At 62.1% G+C, this 18,899-nt stretch carries 16 protein-coding genes; 6 read left to right on the plus strand and 10 right to left on the minus strand.

All coding sequences use genetic code 11. The annotated features are described in order from the left end of the window. Positions 1 to 112: 112 nt before the first annotated feature. The gene (locus tag V6M90_RS14410) at positions 113 to 1,309 is read left to right on the plus strand and encodes a class I SAM-dependent rRNA methyltransferase (protein WP_305428046.1); all 1,197 of its coding nucleotides are present in this window, start codon (positions 113 to 115) and stop codon (positions 1,307 to 1,309) included. A gap of 172 nt (positions 1,310 to 1,481) precedes the next feature. After that, positions 1,482 to 2,645 (plus strand): MFS transporter, encoded by a 1,164-nt coding sequence (locus V6M90_RS14415; protein ID WP_332846709.1) that lies wholly within the window; start codon positions 1,482 to 1,484, stop codon positions 2,643 to 2,645. On the opposite strand, the gene V6M90_RS14420 is transcribed toward V6M90_RS14415, so the two are convergent. Then, on the minus strand, positions 2,642 to 4,375 hold the full coding sequence (locus V6M90_RS14420; RefSeq protein WP_332846710.1) for a DUF4153 domain-containing protein: 1,734 nt from the start codon (positions 4,373 to 4,375) through the stop codon (positions 2,642 to 2,644). The genes V6M90_RS14415 and V6M90_RS14420 overlap by 4 nt on opposite strands. A gap of 292 nt (positions 4,376 to 4,667) precedes the next feature. Between V6M90_RS14420 and ilvD the strand changes: the two genes are divergently transcribed. Next, on the plus strand, positions 4,668 to 6,509 hold the full coding sequence (gene ilvD, locus V6M90_RS14425; protein ID WP_332846711.1) for a dihydroxy-acid dehydratase: 1,842 nt from the start codon (positions 4,668 to 4,670) through the stop codon (positions 6,507 to 6,509). A 120-nt stretch (positions 6,510 to 6,629) separates the two neighbouring features. On the opposite strand, the gene V6M90_RS14430 is transcribed toward ilvD, so the two are convergent. Then, positions 6,630 to 7,691, minus strand: coding sequence for an HAD family hydrolase (locus V6M90_RS14430; protein ID WP_003176722.1), 1,062 nt, complete (start codon positions 7,689 to 7,691; stop codon positions 6,630 to 6,632). A 242-nt stretch (positions 7,692 to 7,933) separates the two neighbouring features. On the opposite strand from V6M90_RS14430, the gene V6M90_RS14435 reads away from it, so the two are divergent. Further along, positions 7,934 to 9,325 carry an L-cystine transporter gene (locus tag V6M90_RS14435; protein ID WP_003176723.1) on the plus strand — a complete coding sequence of 464 codons (1,392 nt, stop codon included), beginning with the start codon at positions 7,934 to 7,936 and terminating at the stop codon, positions 9,323 to 9,325. 31 nt (positions 9,326 to 9,356) lie between these two features. Here the strand turns inward: V6M90_RS14435 and V6M90_RS14440 are convergent, their stop codons facing one another. From V6M90_RS14440 to V6M90_RS14450, 3 genes are all read right to left on the minus strand, one after another. Further along, complete coding sequence (locus V6M90_RS14440) at positions 9,357 to 9,644, minus strand: type II toxin-antitoxin system RelE family toxin (protein ID WP_003176724.1); 288 nt, start codon at positions 9,642 to 9,644, stop codon at positions 9,357 to 9,359. Then, a complete protein-coding gene (locus tag V6M90_RS14445) occupies positions 9,634 to 9,873 on the minus strand; it encodes a type II toxin-antitoxin system RelB/DinJ family antitoxin (protein ID WP_003176725.1) in 240 nt (79 codons plus the stop codon). The genes V6M90_RS14440 and V6M90_RS14445 overlap by 11 nt, the downstream gene beginning before the upstream one ends. An 83-nt stretch (positions 9,874 to 9,956) precedes the next feature. Then, entirely contained in the window at positions 9,957 to 10,469 is a 513-nt protein-coding gene (locus V6M90_RS14450) for a dihydrofolate reductase (RefSeq protein WP_042945403.1), read from the minus strand. A 90-nt stretch (positions 10,470 to 10,559) separates the two neighbouring features. Between V6M90_RS14450 and V6M90_RS14455 the strand changes: the two genes are divergently transcribed. Together V6M90_RS14455 and V6M90_RS14460 are read left to right on the plus strand one after the other, a co-directional pair. After that, on the plus strand, positions 10,560 to 11,939 hold the full coding sequence (locus V6M90_RS14455) for a DUF2868 domain-containing protein (RefSeq protein WP_332846712.1): 1,380 nt from the start codon (positions 10,560 to 10,562) through the stop codon (positions 11,937 to 11,939). Further along, the gene (locus V6M90_RS14460) at positions 11,932 to 13,299 is read left to right on the plus strand and encodes a GTPase/DUF3482 domain-containing protein (protein WP_332846713.1); all 1,368 of its coding nucleotides are present in this window, start codon (positions 11,932 to 11,934) and stop codon (positions 13,297 to 13,299) included. The genes V6M90_RS14455 and V6M90_RS14460 overlap by 8 nt, the downstream gene beginning before the upstream one ends. Here the strand turns inward: V6M90_RS14460 and V6M90_RS14465 are convergent. From V6M90_RS14465 to V6M90_RS14485, 5 genes are all read right to left on the minus strand, one after another. After that, positions 13,278 to 13,853 carry a phosphonate degradation HD-domain oxygenase gene (locus tag V6M90_RS14465; protein ID WP_332846714.1) on the minus strand — a complete coding sequence of 192 codons (576 nt, stop codon included), beginning with the start codon at positions 13,851 to 13,853 and terminating at the stop codon, positions 13,278 to 13,280. The genes V6M90_RS14460 and V6M90_RS14465 overlap by 22 nt on opposite strands. Further along, positions 13,850 to 14,974 (minus strand): TIGR03364 family FAD-dependent oxidoreductase, encoded by a 1,125-nt coding sequence (locus V6M90_RS14470; RefSeq protein WP_042945407.1) that lies wholly within the window; start codon positions 14,972 to 14,974, stop codon positions 13,850 to 13,852. The genes V6M90_RS14465 and V6M90_RS14470 overlap by 4 nt, the downstream gene beginning before the upstream one ends. Positions 14,975 to 15,047: 73 nt before the next feature. Further along, positions 15,048 to 16,070, minus strand: coding sequence for a putative 2-aminoethylphosphonate ABC transporter substrate-binding protein (locus tag V6M90_RS14475; protein ID WP_003176732.1), 1,023 nt, complete (start codon positions 16,068 to 16,070; stop codon positions 15,048 to 15,050). A 27-nt stretch (positions 16,071 to 16,097) separates the two neighbouring features. Further along, positions 16,098 to 17,810: a putative 2-aminoethylphosphonate ABC transporter permease subunit gene (locus V6M90_RS14480; RefSeq protein WP_332846715.1), complete on the minus strand. Its 1,713-nt coding sequence runs from the start codon at positions 17,808 to 17,810 to the stop codon at positions 16,098 to 16,100. A 1-nt stretch (position 17,811) separates the two neighbouring features. Continuing rightward, a complete protein-coding gene (locus tag V6M90_RS14485; protein WP_003176734.1) occupies positions 17,812 to 18,876 on the minus strand; it encodes a putative 2-aminoethylphosphonate ABC transporter ATP-binding protein in 1,065 nt (354 codons plus the stop codon). Between the last annotated feature and the right edge of the window lie 23 nt (positions 18,877 to 18,899).

The following is an 18,899-nucleotide window of genomic DNA, read 5'->3' on the forward strand; positions in this document are numbered from 1 at the left end:
CATCAACACCGTACGTCAGATACACCGCAGCGCCCGCATCGCAGGCAAGCCAGCTCCCACATGAACCATGCCGCAACAGGTATACTCCCGCTCTTTTTTCCGGAGCGACGTCATGTCCCTGCCAAGCCTGCGTCTCAAAGCCAACGCCGATCGTCGTTTGCGCAACGGCCACCTGTGGGTCTACAGCAACGAAATCGATGTGGCCGCCACCCCACTCCACGGCTTCCAGGCAGGCGACCAGGCCATCCTCGAAGCAGCCGGCGGCAAGACCCTGGGCATCGTGGCCATGAGCCCGAACAACCTGATCTGCGCGCGCCTGCTGTCGCGCGACATCAAGTTGCCGCTGGACAAGTCGCTGCTGGTACACCGCCTCAACGTCGCCCTTTCCCTGCGTGACCGGCTGTTCGACAAGCCGTTCTACCGCCTGGTCTACGGCGATTCCGACCTGCTGCCGGGCCTGGTGGTCGACCGTTTCGGCGACATCCTGGTGGTACAGATCGCCTCGGCGACCATGGAAGCGCATAAAGACGACGTGATCGCGGCCCTGACCCAAGTGCTCAAGCCGAGCGGCATCCTGTTCAAGAACGACTCCGCCGCGCGCGACGCCGAAGGCCTCAACCGCTACGTCGAAACCGTCTTCGGCCTGGTGCCGGAGTGGGTCGGGCTGGAAGAAAACGGCGTGCAATTCGAAGCCCCGGTGATCCAGGGCCAAAAGACCGGCTGGTTCTACGACCACCGCATGAACCGTGCCCGCCTGGCGCCGTATGCCAAAGGCAAACGCGTACTCGACCTGTACAGCTACATCGGCGGCTGGGGCGTGCAAGCCGCCGCCTTCGGCGCCAGTGAAGTGTTCTGCGTCGACGCCTCGGCCTTTGCCCTCGATGGCGTCGAACGCAATGCCGCGCTGAACGGCGTGGCCGAGAAGATGACCTGCATCGAAGGTGACGTGTTTGAAGCGTTGAAAGAACTCAAAGCCAGCGAAGAACGCTTCGACGTGATCGTTGCCGACCCACCGGCCTTCATCAAACGCAAAAAAGACATGAAGAACGGCGAAGGCGCCTACCGCCGCCTGAACGAGCAAGCCATGCGCCTGCTCAGCAAGGACGGCATCCTGGTCAGCGCCTCGTGCTCCATGCACCTGCCGGAAGACGACCTGCAGAACATCCTGCTCACCAGCGCCCGTCACCTGGACCGCAATATCCAGATGCTGGAGCGCGGCGGCCAGGGCCCGGACCATCCAGTGCACCCGGCGATTGTAGAGACGCGGTATATCAAGAGCATTACGTGCCGGTTGTTGCCTAATAGCTAAACATGTGGGAGGGGCACCGCCCCTCCCACATTTGTTTTGTGTGGTGCCATGAAGACTTTTCCTACCGCCGCAAGCCACGTTAATTTAGGAAGTTTCTCGCAACACTTTTGATTGAATTCCACTTTTCGCAGACTAGTATCGGTTTCTGGTTTTACTCCGGAAAACAAAAACAATGTCTGGCTCCCACCTCTCCCGCTTCACCCTCATCACCTGCATTTCCCTGATCAGCTTCTTCCCGATCAATATCCTGCTGCCTTCCTTCCCCGCCCTGGCCGTCAGGTTCGATACGCCCAGCGCAGACATCGCGCTATCGATCAGCCTGTTCACGCTGGTCTTCTCCATCTCCCAACTCATCGCCGGCCCCCTCTCGGATAAATGCGGCCGCAAGGAAGTGCTGCTTGGCTGCATCACGCTATCGATCCTGGGTGCGATAGGCTGCGCACTGGCGACGGATTACCTGAGCTTTCTGCTGTTTCGCTCAGTCCAGGCCATGGGTTGCGGTTTCTTCGTATTGGGACACGCGCTGGTGGAGGACCTGTTCGAGGAGCAGGACCGAGCCCGGGTGCGCCTCTATTACATGACCCTGAGCGGTTCCTTTGTGGCCCTGTCACCGCTGATCGGCTCTTGGCTGCAAACGACGTTCGATTGGCAAGGCAGCTTCTACGGCTTCGTCTTGATGGCGCTGGGTATGTTGATCCATGCGTTTTGCATCCTGCCGTCCAAATCCGCCAGCCCGGAGCACGCATCGGTATCGATCATCAGCACACTCAAAGCCGTGGCCGCCAATCGAGACTTCCTGCGCTACTGGTGGATCGCCGCGCTGGTGTTCGCCTGTTATTTCGCCCTGATCAGCGTGACACCCTTGATCTTCATGGACGCACTCAAGCTCTCCGAATACCAATACGCGCTGGTGCTGATGGTATACGGCGTGGCGTACCTGCTCGGCGGCGTGGCGGCATCGTATTGGCAGAAACGTATTTCGCTGTCCCGGCAAATCAACATCGGCCTCGGCTTGCTCTGTGTCGCCGGCATGCTGTTAGCGCTGATCCTGAGCCTGGATGCCATCACCACCGTCACCTTGCTGATCCCGATGCTGATCAGCGCCCTCGCCGTCACGCTGGTTCGCCCTGCCGCCATTTCTGCGGCGATGCTGTTGTTTTCCAGCCGCGCGGGCACGGCGGCCTCGGCGGGGAACAGCATCATGTTCTTCACCGCCGCTGTCAGCAGCGCGGCACTGGCCCAGGCGGACGATCATCTGCTGCTGACTATCGCTCTCAGTTTCATCGGGTTCAGCCTGTGGGGGCTGGTGACCAATCGCCGAGCAGGCCGCGACTAACGCTCCCGAATGACCGGAGTGAGCAACATGTCACTGGATTCCAATTGCAGGTAACGCGGCTTGGCCAACGAGACTTTGCCTGCACGGATGTCGTGGATCAGCGTTTCAGTGTCGATGGCTCCGTCCGGCAGCTGCGTCCACAGCAGCGGGCCGTGATCGCTCCATTGGCCTTTATTGTCCTGCACAAAAATGCGCGGAGCTTTGAAGTCGTGACGGTAGCTGGCGCGGGGTACCGCCAGCACTTCGGGCCGGCCATCCTCATCAAGGTCGACTGCCCACAGCACACAGCCGGGCTCGCATGCCGAGTCAGTGTCCAGGCTGAGTTCGGCGAACTGTTCGCTGCCTTTGGGCTGCGGTCCGATCCACTCCAGTTCGGGCTTGGGCCGCTGGGCGCGTTCCTTTTCGTACTGTTCGCTGAAACTCAGCGACGTGTCGTCCATGCGCTCGCGCAAGGCCCGGCGTGATTCCGGGTCCAGAATGCGCTCCTGATCCAGATCGGCCTGCAACTTCGCGTATGCCTCCTGGCCCGCCTTCTCCAAGCCAAACCGCAGGTTGTGCGCATCGAACGCTTCAGCCTTGGTGCGCCCGTCAAGCAAACGCCGGACCTGGTCGTCGACGCTCAGGCGCACCGGGTCCAGAAGCGGCGTGTTGATCAATACCACCAGCCCACAAAACAACAACGCCAAGGCCGGGTTGGTCACCCGCAAGTTGCCCAGCCAGACCGGCGAGCGCAGGGCGACCGCCCACACCGCCGCCAGGCCGTACAAGCCACACAATACTGCCAGCGCCAGCGCGATGAAGCGCAGTGGCGACAAGGCGTATTGCTCGACCCGCAGCCAGCTTGAGTAAAACGCCAATGCGGCGAGTATCGGCAGGCACAGCAGGCTCAACTCGATAAAGTGCGTCAACCATTTGGGATACGGTCGAGGCTGGACGCCATCCTGGAACACGCCGTTGAGCAGGAACAATTGCGCACCGGCCAACACCAGCAGAATCGGAGTGGAATAGCCCGTGGCCCAAATCCGTGCCAGCCCGGTGAACGGCAAGGTCAAGGTAAACAACACACTGATCAGCGCAATCAACGGCAATAACAAGCCACAGGCGCTTAACAACATGCCACGCATCTGGCCGATGACTTTCTCGCTGCGCGCCGCGAAATACATTCCCAGGGCGAACAGCAGCGGCAGGCTGAAACTCAGGAACAGCTTGCTCCAGAAGTGATGCTCGAAAAACTCGATGCCCAGCATCAGAAACAGCTGGCCCCAGAGTTTGAGCAACAGCATGAATACCGCCACCAGAATCAGCGCGTACAGCACAATAAACACGCTGCTCCAGGCCTGCAGGAACAACGCCTCATAGCGCCAGCGCTCGCCTTTGGTGGCAGGCCAGACGAACAGAAAGGTAGCGCAGACATAACTCAACACCAGCAGGCTGATCACCCAGGAGTTGATCGCCCACCGGGGATTGCCCTCAGGATCAAGGCCCTGGCAGACCCATAGCGTCATACCGCCCATCAGCACGGTGAACGCCAGCGTAGGCAGCAATGAACGCCAATGTCGGGCTTTCTCGCCGAGCAACTGCAACGCGGTACCGCCGACCAGCACCACGGTGCCGATGACAAAAAACAGCGTCTCGCTCAGGCGATGCAACTGGCCGGCGTAATAAAAGACGATTCCCTGGATCAGGCCGATCAGCAGGTAGAACCCTAGAAAACGGTGAATAACGGGCATTCCAATTCCTTTGGAGCGAGGTGAGTGCAAAGGGCCGCCAGTCTAAACAAAGCCGGCCGCCCTGAGTATTGCCCCATTCCCTCCAGCCGCCAGCGGTGTAGAATCGGCCCTATTCATCGCCAGTCATCCCCGGCGGGTTTATGAGCTCAAGGCCCAAGCGTGCGGCGATCCCGCGACGCGAGCGGCAACTTCCGGACACACGGCTATTTCTGAGTGTTCCAGACGTCAATAGAAGCTCACTCCCCAGTAGTACCTGATTAGTAGTTACCTGATTAGCCGCCCGGAGTGCTCCATGCCAGATTACCGCTCGAAAACATCCACCCATGGCCGCAACATGGCCGGCGCGCGCGCACTGTGGCGTGCCACGGGGATGAAAGATGACGACTTCAAGAAGCCGATCATCGCGATTGCCAATTCGTTCACCCAGTTCGTACCCGGCCACGTCCACCTCAAGGACCTGGGCCAACTGGTCGCCCGCGAAATCGAACGCGCCGGCGGCGTAGCCAAGGAATTCAACACCATCGCCGTGGACGACGGCATCGCCATGGGCCATGACGGCATGCTGTATTCGCTGCCGAGCCGCGAGATCATCGCCGACTCCGTGGAGTACATGGTCAACGCCCACTGCGCCGACGCCATCGTCTGCATCTCCAACTGCGACAAGATCACCCCCGGCATGTTGATGGCTGCCCTGCGCCTGAACATCCCGGTGATCTTCGTCTCCGGCGGCCCGATGGAAGCCGGCAAGACCAAGCTCGCCTCCCACGGCCTCGACCTGGTCGATGCCATGGTCATCGCCGCCGATTCCAGCGCGTCCGACGAGAAAGTCGCGGAATACGAGCGCAGCGCCTGCCCGACCTGCGGTTCGTGCTCCGGCATGTTCACCGCCAACTCGATGAACTGCCTGGTGGAAGCCCTGGGGCTCGCCTTGCCGGGCAACGGTTCCACCCTGGCCACCCACAGCGACCGCGAGCAACTGTTCCTGCAGGCCGGTCGCACCATCGTCGAGCTGTGCAAGCGTTACTACGGTGAGAACGATGAGTCGGTGTTGCCGCGCAACATCGCCAACTTCAAGGCGTTCGAAAACGCCATGACCCTGGACATCGCCATGGGCGGTTCCACCAACACCATCCTGCACTTGCTGGCCGCTGCCCAGGAAGCCGAGATCGATTTCGACCTGCGCGACATCGACCGCCTGTCCCGTCACGTACCGCAACTGTGCAAGGTCGCGCCGAACATCCAGAAGTACCACATGGAAGACGTGCACCGCGCCGGCGGGATCTTCTCGATCCTGGGCTCCCTGGCCCGTGGCGGGCTGCTGCACACCGACCTGCCGACCGTGCACAGCACGTCCCTGGCCGAAGGCATCGCCAAGTGGGACATCACCCAGACAGACGACGAAGCCGTGCACACATTCTTCAAGGCAGGCCCGGCCGGCATCCCGACCCAGACCGCCTTCAGCCAGTCGACGCGTTGGGACACCCTGGACGCCGACCGTGAAAACGGCTGCATCCGCAGTGTTGAATACGCGTATTCCAAGGAAGGCGGCCTGGCCGTGCTGTACGGCAACATCGCCCTTGACGGCTGCGTGGTCAAAACCGCCGGTGTGGATGAATCCATCCACGTCTTCGAAGGCCGCGCCAAGATCTACGAAAGCCAGGACAGCTCGGTACGCGGCATCCTCGCCGACGAAGTGAAAGAAGGCGACATCGTGATCATCCGCTACGAAGGCCCGAAAGGCGGCCCGGGTATGCAGGAGATGCTGTACCCGACGTCTTACCTCAAATCCAAAGGCCTGGGCAAAGCCTGCGCCCTGCTCACCGACGGCCGCTTCTCCGGCGGCACCTCGGGCCTGTCCATCGGCCACGCCTCGCCCGAAGCCGCAGCTGGCGGCGCGATTGGCCTGGTGCAGGACGGCGACAAGGTGCTGATCGACATTCCGAACCGCTCGATCAACCTGTTGATCAGCGATGAAGAACTGGCGGCCCGCCGCGTTGAGCAAGACAAGAAGGGTTGGAAACCGGTGGAAAAACGTCCACGTAAAGTCACCACCGCCTTGAAGGCTTACGCGTTGTTGGCCACCAGCGCCGACAAAGGTGCGGTACGTAACAAGGCGATGCTTGACGGTCTGTAAACCGCGCCCATAAAAAATGCCCCGCCAAGTGCGGGGCATTTTTTTGCTTGAAGCAAATCTCCAAAACACTGGAGATCAAAATGTGGGAGCTGGCTTGCCTGTGATAAGGGCGACTCGGTCTTACTGGATGTCCTCCGGCTTGACGATCACCCAGTTCTTGTCCGCTGTCACCGGCAAGCCTTCCTTGGCCTGCGCCGCCGCGTGCTTGGCCATCATGCCGTTGAGTTGGGTCATGTACTTGTCCTTGCGGTTGATCCACAAGTGAATGCCGCCCTTGGCCACGTCCACATCGTGGAACAGCATGTAGCCGTCGCTGGTCGGCGTGTCGCCGCCGACGATCACCGGTTTTTTCCATTCATCGATGTAGGTGAGGATTGCCGCGTGCTTGCCGGCCATCCAGGTCGCCGGGGTCCACAGGTAGGGGGTGAGTTCCAGGCCGAGGTTGGCCTTCTCGTCATACTTGCCGGCAGCGATCTGTTTGCGGGCGGTGGTCAGCTCGCCGGTCTTGCGGTCCTTGAGCAGGGTGGTCACACCGATCACGTTCTCGGGTTTGACGTTGTAGCCGTACTTCGGATCCGCCGCGACCATGCGCACCAGTTCTTCCGAAGCGGCGGTCATCACGTACACCTCGATGCCGTTTTCCATCAGCTTGTTGTACAGCTCGGCCTGGCCGGTGAAGACTTTCGGCGGCTGCACCTCGGACTTCTTCACCGCGTCGCCTTCAAAATAGGTGACGGGAACGGGCTTGCCGGAGGCCATCAGCTCATCGACCTGGACCTTGAGTTCCTTGAGGGTGAAACCGGAAAACACTTGGGCGACCCATGGGTAGCAGACCATATCGTCCACTTCGCACAGACGATAGTAGTAGCTGAACAAGCTCTCCTTATGGTCGGCGGTGTCTTTGAACGGTATCAGTTTGAGCGATGGGTCAAGGCTTTCGCGGGTGATCAGACCCTTGTTTTCCATGTACGGCAGCAAGGACTCTTCAAGGTCGTAGCGGTAGCTGGTGTTGTCCATGTCGAACACCGCGAAGTTACCCTTGTTGGCGTTGGCGGCGATCATTTCGTTGAGTTGCTTGGCGGCGGGCGCCGGCCAGTGTTTCAACTCGGTGGCGGCAAACGCCTGGCTGGCGAGCCCCAGGCAAAGTGCGGCGGATACCAGTAGTTTCGGCGCGAGCTTCATAGGCGTTGTCTCCCTGAGTTAAAGACATCGACGCTAACAAATCCCTGTGACAGTTCCCGTGTCGAGCACGACGGTACACGTCCTGATCCCGCCAGCGGCATACGCCTGAGCGTCAACCACTTATTCCAAAAACGACAGTCGACATTCCATATCGGTATTAAATCATTATATTTCAAGCTGTTAGGCTTCCCGGTTCGCAATCGCAGTCTCATGCGATGGGCTGCCTTCTCAACGGAGCTTCAATGAATCTGCCCCTGATTCTCAACTTACTGGTGTTCGCGGCCCTGCTGTTGGGCCTGGCACAAACTCGCCGCACGAACTGGAGCCTGGCCAAGAAGGTTTTGTTCGCTCTGGTCCTGGGCGTGGCGTTCGGTGTGGCGCTGCACAGCATTTACGGTGCCGGCAATCCGGTACTCAAGGCCTCCATCGGCTGGTTCGACCTGGTCGGCAATGGCTACGTGCAGTTGCTGCAAATGATCGTGATCCCGCTGGTATTCGCCTCGATCCTCAGCGCCGTGGCGCGCCTGCATAACGCGGCGTCCCTGGGCAAGATCAGCTTCCTGACCATTGGCACCTTGCTGTTCACCACCGCGATAGCGGCGTTGATTGGTATCGGCCTGACCAACCTGTTCGGCCTCACCGCCGAAGGCCTGGTGGCCGGCACCCAGGAAATGGCACGCCTGCAAGTGATCCAGAGTGACTACGCGGGCAAGGTCGCCGACCTGAATATCCCGCAGTTGCTGCTCTCGTTCGTGCCGGCCAACCCGTTTGCCGACCTGGCCCGGGCCAAGCCGACGTCGATCATCAGCGTAGTGATTTTCGCCGCGTTCCTGGGGGTCGCCGCGCTGCAACTGCTCAAGGATGACGTGGAAAAAGGCCAGAAGGTGCTCAACGCCATCGACACCCTGCAAGCCTGGGTGATGCGCCTGGTGCGCCTGGTGATGAAGCTGACCCCGTACGGAGTACTGGCGCTGATGACCAAAGTGGTCGCCGGTTCCAACCTGCAGGACATCATCAAGCTCGGCAGTTTTGTGCTGGTGTCGTACCTGGCTTTGGGCCTGATGTTCGTGGTGCACGGTTTGCTGCTGTCGTTGGCCGGGGTCAACCCGTTGCGGTTTTTCCGTAAGGTCTGGCCGGTGCTGACCTTTGCCTTCACCAGCCGCTCCAGCGCGGCGGCGATTCCGCTGAGCATCGAAGCGCAAACCCGTCGCCTGGGCATCCCGCAATCCATCGCCGGCTTCGCCGCCTCGTTTGGCGCGACCATCGGCCAGAACGGCTGCGCCGGGCTCTACCCAGCCATGTTGGCGGTGATGGTGGCGCCGACCGTGGGCATCAACCCGCTGGACCCGCTGTGGATCGCGACCCTGGTGGCGATCGTGACCTTGAGTTCGGCCGGTGTGGCGGGCGTGGGCGGTGGTGCGACCTTTGCCGCGCTGATCGTACTGCCGGCGATGGGCTTGCCGGTGTCACTGGTGGCGCTGCTGATTTCCGTGGAACCGCTGATCGATATGGGCCGCACGGCGTTGAACGTGAACGGTTCGATGACGGCGGGGGCGATTACCAGCCAGATCATGGGGCAGACGGATAAGGCGTTGTTGGAGGCCGATGAGCACGCGGAGTTGGCGCAGGCTTAACGTAATAAGCTAGCAGGGACCTCAGTCCCTGCTAGCTCAAACGATCAGCAGCTTTTCGGTAAACCTCATCACGCTCACGTTTATCCACAGCCACGACAAACACCGTGATCTCCTGATCAATGACTTGATACACCAACCGATAGCCGCTGCTGCGAAGCTTGATTTTGTAGCAATCGGGCAAGCCGTGCAGACGGCTGGCTTCAATACGTGGATTGATCAGGATCTCGACCAGCTTCTTTTTAAACTGCTGACGAACGGTATCGCCCAGTTTGTGCCATTCCTTCAAAGCCCGCGCATCGAAATCCAGTTCATAGGTCATCCAGTGAGACCTTCACCCGCTGCGGCGCAGACAGCCGTTCCCGAACTGTTGCCAACAATGCCTCATCATCTTCAGTCATGAGAACAGGCTTGAAAGGTAACTGGCCGCGTTCTGCCACGTACTGCAAGGCTTGACGCATTAATTCCGATGGGGTGACGCCGAGCTTTTCCAACTCGTGATAAGCACGAGCCTTAAGGTCGTCGTCGATACGTACGTTGATAGAGGCCATGGGGTAGCCCTCACTGTAAAGACATCAGTCATTACAGTGGCGCATGAAGGTTTCTTTTGCAAGTCTGACTTATCTGGTGCCAGTCAGGCCTTTTCCCAAAGCTCAAAGTTGTACGCCGGCTTGTCCCCTTCAGCCGGATTCACAACATTCGACACCAGCTTCCACTGGTTCGCATCAAACGCCGGAAACCAAGCATCCCCTTCCGGGCTCAGCGCCACTCGCGTCAAATACAGGCGATCTGCCTGTTCCAGCCCCTGCGCATACAACTGCGCACCGCCGATCAGCATCAGCTCATCCACGCCCTGCGCCAGCGCCCAGGCTTCGGCCCGTTCCACTGCCGCTTCCAGTGACGGAAAAACTTCCGCACCTTCCAGGCTCAGATCGGTCTGACGGCTGACCACAATGTTCAAGCGTCCCGGCAACGGTCGGCCCAGGGAGTCCCAGGTCTTGCGCCCCATGATGATCGGCTTGCCGAGCGTAGTGGCCTTGAAATATTTGAAGTCCCCCGGCAAATGCCAGGGCATGCTGTTGTCGACGCCGATCACACGGTTTTCACCGAGGGCTGCGATCAGGCTTAAAGGGAGAGTTTTTTTCATGGCGACGAGAATACCAGAGCCCCGCGCAGCTTTCCCCAACAGGGTGCACAGCGGTTATGCTCCAATCTCATTAGCTCAACAGGACGGCGCGTGACTGCACTGACCCCCCTGCACAGACTCTGGCTGACAGAAACCGTGCGCCTGCGTGAAGAACACGCCGGCGCCTTGGAAGACCAGGAAGCCAACCGTCTGGCCCGCAAGGCCGGCGGCGACCTGCCGACGCGCATTCAGCACCGCGCCTTGCACCTGGCCGAACGCGACGGTCTGAGCACCGCCCTCACCCATTGGCTGCAAGGCGCGCGCCTGGCGCTGGTGGTGCTGGCGATTGTCGCCATCATCAGTGGCGCCGGCCTGGCTTTGGCCGCGCTCGGCAACGGCCTGGCCCCGGTGAATGTGTTCTGGGCCCTGGGCAGCCTGCTCGGCTTGAACCTGATCCTGCTGCTCAGTTGGGTCATGGGCCTGCTGTTTGCCGGCGAACACAGCGCCAGCCTCGGTCGCCTGTGGTTGTGGCTCAGCGAAAAACTCGCCCGCGACGCCAAGGCCGCGCAACTGGCGCCGGCGTTATTGCTGTTGTTACAGCGCCAGAAACTCAATCGCTGGGCCGTCGGCGTACTGGTCAACGGCCTGTGGTTGCTGGCGTTGCTCAGCGCGCTGGTGGTCCTGCTGATGCTGCTCGCCACAAGGCGCTACGGCTTCGTGTGGGAAACCACCATTCTTGGTGCCGACACTTTTGTCGCCGTCACCCAGGCCCTCGGCACGCTGCCTGGATTGTTCGGCTTCAACGTGCCGACAGTCGAGATGATCCGCGCCAGCGGCGACTCGGCATTGAATATCGAAAACGCCCGCCAAGCCTGGGCCGCCTGGCTGGTGGGCGTGTTGCTGGTCTACGGCCTGCTGCCACGACTGCTCCTCGCCCTGCTGTGCCTGTGGCGCTGGAAACGCGGGCGCGCCGCATTGCGCCTGGACCTTAACCTGCCCGGCTACAGCCCATTGCGCGAACGCCTGATGCCGAGCAGCGAACGCCTCGGCGTCAACGACGCCGCACCGGAACAACTGCACCAGGTCAACGGTGGTGTGAACGAACTGCAAAGCGACGGCGCGCTGGTGGTGGCCATCGAACTGGACGATCAACGGCCCTGGCCGCCCAAATTGCCCGGCACCGTAAAAGACGCCGGTATTCTCGACAGCCGCGAATCGCGCCACAAACTGCTGGAGCAACTCACGCGCTTCCCGCCCGCGCGCCTGGCCATTGCCTGCGACCCACGCCGCTCGCCGGATCGCGGCAGCCTGGCGCTGATCGCCGAACTGGCGCGCAGTGCCGCGGCCACCCGCGTGTGGTTGCTGCAAGCGCCACCGGGCCAGGCGCTGGACGCCGAGCGCCTGGGCGATTGGCACACCGCGCTGCAACAGTTGGAGCTGCCGTTTGCCGACTGTGCGCCGCTGAACTGGCTGGAGACCGGTCATGACTAAGCCGCTGAAACTCGCCGTGGTCGGCCACACCAATGTGGGCAAGACCTCGCTGCTGCGCACCCTGACCCGCGATGTGGGCTTCGGCGAAGTCTCCCATCGTCCCAGCACCACGCGACACGTGGAAGGCGCGCGCCTGTCGGTGGAGGGCGAAGCCCTGCTGGAGCTGTACGACACGCCCGGCCTGGAAGACGCCATTGCCCTGCTCGACTACCTGGAACGCCTCGACCGCCCCGGCGAACGCCTGGACGGCCCGGCGCGCCTGGCACGTTTTCTTGAAGGCAGCGAAGCACGCCAGCGTTTCGAGCAGGAAGCCAAGGTGCTGCGCCAACTGCTGGCCTGCGACGCCGGCCTGTATGTGATCGACGCCCGCGAACCGGTGCTGGCCAAGTACCGCGACGAGTTGCAAGTGCTGGCCAGTTGCGGCAAACCGCTGCTGCCGGTGCTCAACTTCGTCAGCAGCAACGATCACCGCGAGCCGCACTGGCGCGAAGCCCTGGCCCGCCTCGGCTTGCATGCGCTGGTGCGTTTTGACAGCGTCGCGCCGCCCGAAGACGGCGAACGTCGCCTGTATGAAAGCCTCGCCTTGTTGCTGGAAACCGCACGGCCGCAACTGGAACGTTTGATTGTGGATCAAGAGGCCCAGCGTCAGGCCCGCCAGCAAAGCGCCGCGCGGTTGATCGCCGAGCTGTTGATCGACTGCGCCGCGTGCCGACGCAGCGTGTTCACTGAAGATGAGCCGCAAGCCATCAGCGAGTTGCGCAAGGCCGTGCGCCAGCGCGAACAAAAATGCGTGGAGGCGTTGCTCAAGCTGTTCGGCTTTCGTGCGCAGGACGCCGCCGCCAGTGATCTACCGCTGCTCGACGGCCGCTGGGGCGATGACCTGTTCAACCCGGAAACCCTCAAGCAACTCGGCGTGCGCGTGGGCGGTGGGATCGCCGCAGGCGCGGCCGCCGGTGCCGGTGTGGACTTGTTGGTCGGCGGGCTGACCCTCGGCGCTGCCGCCCTCGCCGGCGCCATCGCCGGGGGTGCGCTGCAAACCGCGCGCAGTTATGGCAGCCGTCTGCTGGGCAAAATCAAAGGCCAGCGCGAACTCACCGTGGACGACAGCGTGCTGCGCCTGCTCGCCCTGCGCCAACGCCAGTTGCTCAAGGCCCTGAACCTGCGCGGCCATGCCGCGATGCACAGCATCAAGGTCGATACGCCCCAGGACAAAACCTGGCGCGAAGGCCAATTGCCGGACGCGCTGCACAAGGCCCGCGCCCATCCGCAATGGTCGTCCCTCAACCCTCACGTCAAACTGAGCCAGGCAGAGCGTCAGGAACAGGTTGAAGCCCTCGCTCAGCGCCTCGACGACACCTGAGCTGCCAGCACCTGGCGGGCCTTGGCCTTGAGCATTGCCAGGTCAAGCAGCGGCACATGCCTGTGTTTGGCCTGCTCGTCCCAATGGCGCATGCGCAGGCTGATCCGACAGAGCGGGTCCTGCTCGAAGACACGAGCTTCTTCGGCGCTCATCACACCGCCCTGATAACCCAAGGTTCGGCGGCTGGCTTCGCTCAGGCGCGCGTAGTAGTCCGGCTGACTGAACGTCAGGTAACGCTTGGCCTGCACATGGTATTCGACCAGTTTGGCCATGCGTTCACTGAAGCCCGCACGCCGTAGATAGTCCGCCCCCAGCCGCTCATGGCTGACCACGCCATACCCACCCATGTTCTCGCCGCCTTCGCCGCAAATGTGCCCGATATCGTGGAAGAACGCCGCCAATACCACCTCTTCATCGAAACCTTCGGCCATGGCCAACTGCGCGGTTTGGGACATATGCTCGATCTGCGACACCGGCTCGCCGATGTAATCCGCCGTGCCGTACCGTTCGTACAAACCGAAGACTTCATCAACTCCCTGCTCGCGGTTCGTCACGCCTCCTCCCACAACGCACGGATATTGCGCTCGGCCATCGCCGGCCCCACGCTCATGCCTACGCCGGTGTGCATCAACGCCGCGCTCACCCCTGGCGCCACGCGCAGGAACGAAAACGGCCCCGGCCCACGCGCGCCATACACCCCCTGCCAACGCTCCACCACCTGGAGCGTGCAGCCCAAGGTCTGCTCGGCCAGTTCGATCAGCCAGTCGTCGACCTGCTCGGCATTGAACGGCGACGCATCGCTGCCGTAATCGTGGGAGTCGCCGATGATCAGTTCGCCATGGGGCGTCGGGCTGATCAGCAGGTGAATCCCGTGCTCGTGCAGGTGCGGTGTTTCACGCAGGATCTGCGCCTGCACCGGCGCGGCTTCCGGCAGGTCGGCGAAGGCGCCGTAATGCACACAACTGAGGCCTGTGAGCAACGCATGTTGCAGGTTCAGGTTCACCGCCGGCCGGGCGCGCAGCATTTGCAGGCGGCAGACATGCGGGTTGAGCTGGGCAATTGATTCGGCCAGCAGGGTTTGATAATCGTGGCCGGAACAGACGATGATCTGCTCGCCACGAAAGCTGCCCGCCGTGCTGTGCAACTGGCCCGGTTCGACGTCGCGCACCAGGGTGGAAAAGTAGAACTCCACGTCAAGCTGCTGGCTCAGGTAGTGGATCAACGCCGGGATGGCTTCGCGCGAATACAGTTGCTGATCGTCCTTGCCATGCAGTGCGGCGCGGTGATGGCGGAACTGGCCGCCATACAGATCCCTCAGCGCCGCGCCCTGCAACAACTCGACGTTGTAGCCGTGTTGCCGGGCGCGGCCAGCGCAAAAGGCTTCCAACAGATGTTCTTCGGCTTCGGTGCGGGCAAACAGGTACGCGCCATTGCGCTTGAGTTGCAGGCCCGCCACCTGCGCCCAATGGCCCCAGATTTCGCGGCTTTCCCGCGCCAGGTCGAGCATCGGCCCCGGCGGCTGGCCGGTGACCAATGCCTGGCCGAAGTTGCGTACCGAGGCGCCCAAGGGCATGGCGCTGCGCTCGAACACCTTGACCTTGAGGCCACGCTTGGCGGCGGCGTACGCGTGGGACAGGCCGAGGATGCCGGCGCCGATGATCAACAGTTGTGTCATGAAATGATGTCCTGAATTCGAAGCCGCTATCGGGGGCAAGCCCCCGATGAGGCCATCAGCCCTAACGAAAACCTTACTGACCGGCGACCTTTTCCGACTTGCCGTCATAACGCTTGCGCCACTCAGCCAGGATGCTGTCGCGGTTCTTCGAGGCCCAGGCAAAGTCGTTCTTGATCAATCGCTGCTCATAATCGGCCGGCAATTCGGTCTGCGGCTTGGCGATACCCGGCTGGGCGAGTACGGCGAAGTTGTCCTTGTACAGCGCCATCGCCGCCGGGCTGGCGGAGAAGTCGGCGAGTTTTTTCGCCGCATCGGCGTGGGCCGTGCCCTTGATCACAGCCGTGGCCTCAATGTCCCAGCCCAGGCCTTCCTTCGGCAGGATGATGTCCAGCGGTGCGCCCTGGCGCTTGAGCTGTATGGCCGGGTATTCAAACGAAATGCCAATCGGAAACTCCCCCGATGCCGCCAGCTTGCACGGCTTGGAGCCGGAGTGGACGTACTGGCCGATGTTCTGGTGCAGGTCGTCCATGTACTGCCAACCCTGTTTTTCGCCAAAGGTCTGCAGCCAGGCGCTCACGTCCAGAAAGCCGGTGCCCGAGGACGCCGGGTTAGGCATGACGATCTTGCCCTTGTACTCAGGCTTGGTCAGGTCTTGCCAGCTCACCGGTTTGGTCAGGCCCTGCTTTTCGGCTTCGACGGTGTTGAAGCAGATAGTCGCCGCCCACACGTCCATGCCGACCCAGGCCGGTGGGTTGGCGGCATCGCGGTAGTTCTTGCCGATCTTGTCCAGGTCCTTCGGTGCGTAGTTATCGAGCATGCCCTGCTGGTCGAGGATCGCCAGGCTGGAGGCGGCCAGGCCCCACACCACGTCAGCCTGCGGGCGGTCCTTCTCGGCCAGCAGCTTGGCGGTGATGATGCCGGTGGAGTCGCGCACCCATTTGATCTCGACGTCGGGGTTGGCTGTTTCGAACGCCTGCTTATAGGTCTTCAACTGCTCGGCTTCGAGGGCCGTGTACACGGTGAGCTCGGTCTTGGCGAAGGCATTCAGGCTGAATGCAGTGAGTGCGGCAGCGACCAGCGCCAGGGGCTTGAACATGAATCACCTCCTTTAATGGGGACGGATTTATTTACCCGGCGCGCTCTGGCGCCAGGCTTGAGAGCGGCGCAACACGCCACGTGAGGCCCACGCCAGCAGCAGCGAGACGCTGGCCGACGTGAACAGGATCAGGGTCGACATGGCCGCCGCACCGCCCACATTGCCGGCGTCGTCCATGTTCAGCACGGCGACGGCAGCGAGGATAGTGTCGGGGCTGTAGAGGAAGATGGCGGCGGACACGGTGGTCATCGCCGACACAAACAGGTAGCGCACGATATCCAGCAGCGCCGGCAGGCAGATCGGCACGGTGACGCGCAGATAATGACGGTACAGCGGCGCCTTCAGCGACAGCGCGGCGGCTTCGAACTCGCTGTCCAACTGGCGCAGCGCCGTGGTGGCGGTCATCTGCGCGGTGGTCAAATAGTGAGCGATGGTGCACACCACCAGCAGGGTCATGGTCCCGTAGAACACATGCAGCGGGTTACCGTTGAGGTTGAAAAAGAACACGTAGCCCAAACCCAACACCAACCCCGGCACGGCCATCGGTACGAAGCTGAGCAGGCGCAACGCCAGGTTCAGGCCCTTCTGACCCTGGGTCTTTTCCATCAGGTAGGCGCCGGTAAAAATCAGCACGCTGCCGATCAATGCGGCGCACAGCGCCAGGGTCAGGCTGTTGCGATAGGCCAACCAGCCGCCGCCCGCCGTGTCTTCGAATTGGTAATGATTAAGCGACAGCGACAGGTTGTACGGCCAGAACTTGACCAGCGAGGAGTACACCGCCATGCCGAACACCAGCAGCAACACCGCACAGATCAGCAGGACGATCGCCAGGTAGCTGCCATCCCTTACCCGCGACGGCGCCGGTCGGAACACTTGGGCACGGCCACTCATGGCATCGCCCTGCCGACGGCGCAGCCACGCATCCACGCCAAAACTGAACAGCGCCGGCAGCAGCAACACCATGCCGATCAGCGCGCCGCGTCCAAACTGTTGCTGGCCGACCACCGCCTTGTAGGCCTCCAGTGCCAGTACCTGGTAATCGCCCCCCACCACCACGGGCACGCCGAAGTCGGTGATGGTCAGGGTGAACACCAGGCAGAACGCGGCGAACACCGCCTGGCATGTCGCCGGCCAGGTGATACTGCGAAACGCCCGCGCCGGGCTGGCGCCCATGCTGGACGCCGCATCGAACAGGCGCGCATCCGCCAGCGACAGCGCCGACAGCAAGATCATCAGCGCATGTGGGAAGGTGTAGATCACCTCCCCCAGAACAATGCCCCAGAAGCCGTAGATATTCTCCGAGAGCAGCCCGCGCAACAGGCCCTGGTTACCGAACAAGTACACCAGCGCAATGCCCGGCAGCATCGACGGCGCCATCAACGGCAGCAGCGACAGGCCGCGCCAGATCGCCTTGCCGGGAATCAACGTGCGCTGCAGGGCGTAGGCAAACAGGTAGGCCAACGGTACGACGATGGCCGCGACGCTGAGAGAAACTTTCAGACTGTTACCCAGCAGCCAGTGGAAGTTTTCGCTGGTCACCAACGCCCGGGCAGCAATCAGCCCGCCGCCCTGCCCGGCCTCACTGCTGAAGCCGCGCCAGAAGATCGCCAGCAAGGGCAGCAACACAGCGACGCCGAGCAACAGCAGCCACAGCACTTTGCCGCCCACCACAAACAGGCGGTCGCCCCTTTCGGCGCGGGAAACCTGGCGTGGCATCGGCAGCGTCATCACGCCAGCCATCTCAGGCAAACACCTGCAGGCTGCGCGGCGGCAGGGCCACCCAAATGTCCTGGGCGCCCAGGCGCGGCATGGCTTCGGGGGCCAGTTCGGCCAGCAGCGGGTGACCGGGCAACTGCTCCAGCTCAAAGCTCATGCGGCAGCGGTTGCCAAGGAAGGTGATCTCGCGGACCTTGGCCGGGAACAGGTTTTCTTCATGCACAGGGGGGTTCACGCTGATGGCTTCCGGGCGGCAGAACAGACGACCGGACCTGGCCCCACCAGCATCATCGGCCAGGCGCATATTCATCCCGCCGACCTGGGCGTGGCTGGCGCTGTTGCGGCTGAACGGCAGCCAGTTGCCCTGGCCGACAAACTCCGCCACGAACGGTGTGGCCGGGCGGTCGTAGATCTCCTGGGGCGTGGCGTATTGCTCGACCTTGCCGTTGTTCATCACGGCAATCCGGTCGGCCATCAACATGGCTTCGTCCTGGTTGTGGGTGACCATCAAGGTGGTGACGCCCAGGCGCCGTTGCAGCTGGCGCAGTTCAGTGCACAAGTGCTCGCGCACACGGGCGTCCAGCGCGGACATGGGTTCGTCGAGCAGCAACAACGACGGGGCCGGCGCCAACGCACGCGCCAGCGCTACACGTTGCTGCTGACCACCGGAGAGTTGACCGGGGTATTTTTTTTCACTGCCCAGCAGGCCCACCAGCTCAAGCATCTGCCCGACGCGCTTGCGCACTTCATCGCGGCCACTGCCGGTGAGGCCGTAGCCGATATTCGCTTCGACGGTGAGGTTGGGAAACAGCGCGTAGGACTGGAACAAAATGCCGTAGTCCCGGGCCTGGGGCGGCAGCAGGGAAACATCGCGGTTGCCCAGGTAAAGCTCACCGCTGTCCTGGCGCTCCAGGCCGGCGATGCAGCGCAGCAAGGTGGTCTTGCCGCAACCGGACGGCCCCAGCAGGCACACCAACTCGCCAGCGGCGACGTCCAGGGACACGTTGTCCAGCGCGGTAAAGGCGCCGAAGCGTTTCTGGATGGCACGCACCTTCATCGGCGCGCCGGGTTGGGTCAGGGCTGTGTTCATGGGGGCACCTCATCGAACGAATG

This window comes from Pseudomonas lactucae (assembly GCF_036688725.1).
In the GTDB taxonomy this organism is placed as follows: Bacteria; Pseudomonadota; Gammaproteobacteria; order Pseudomonadales; family Pseudomonadaceae; genus Aquipseudomonas; species Aquipseudomonas lactucae.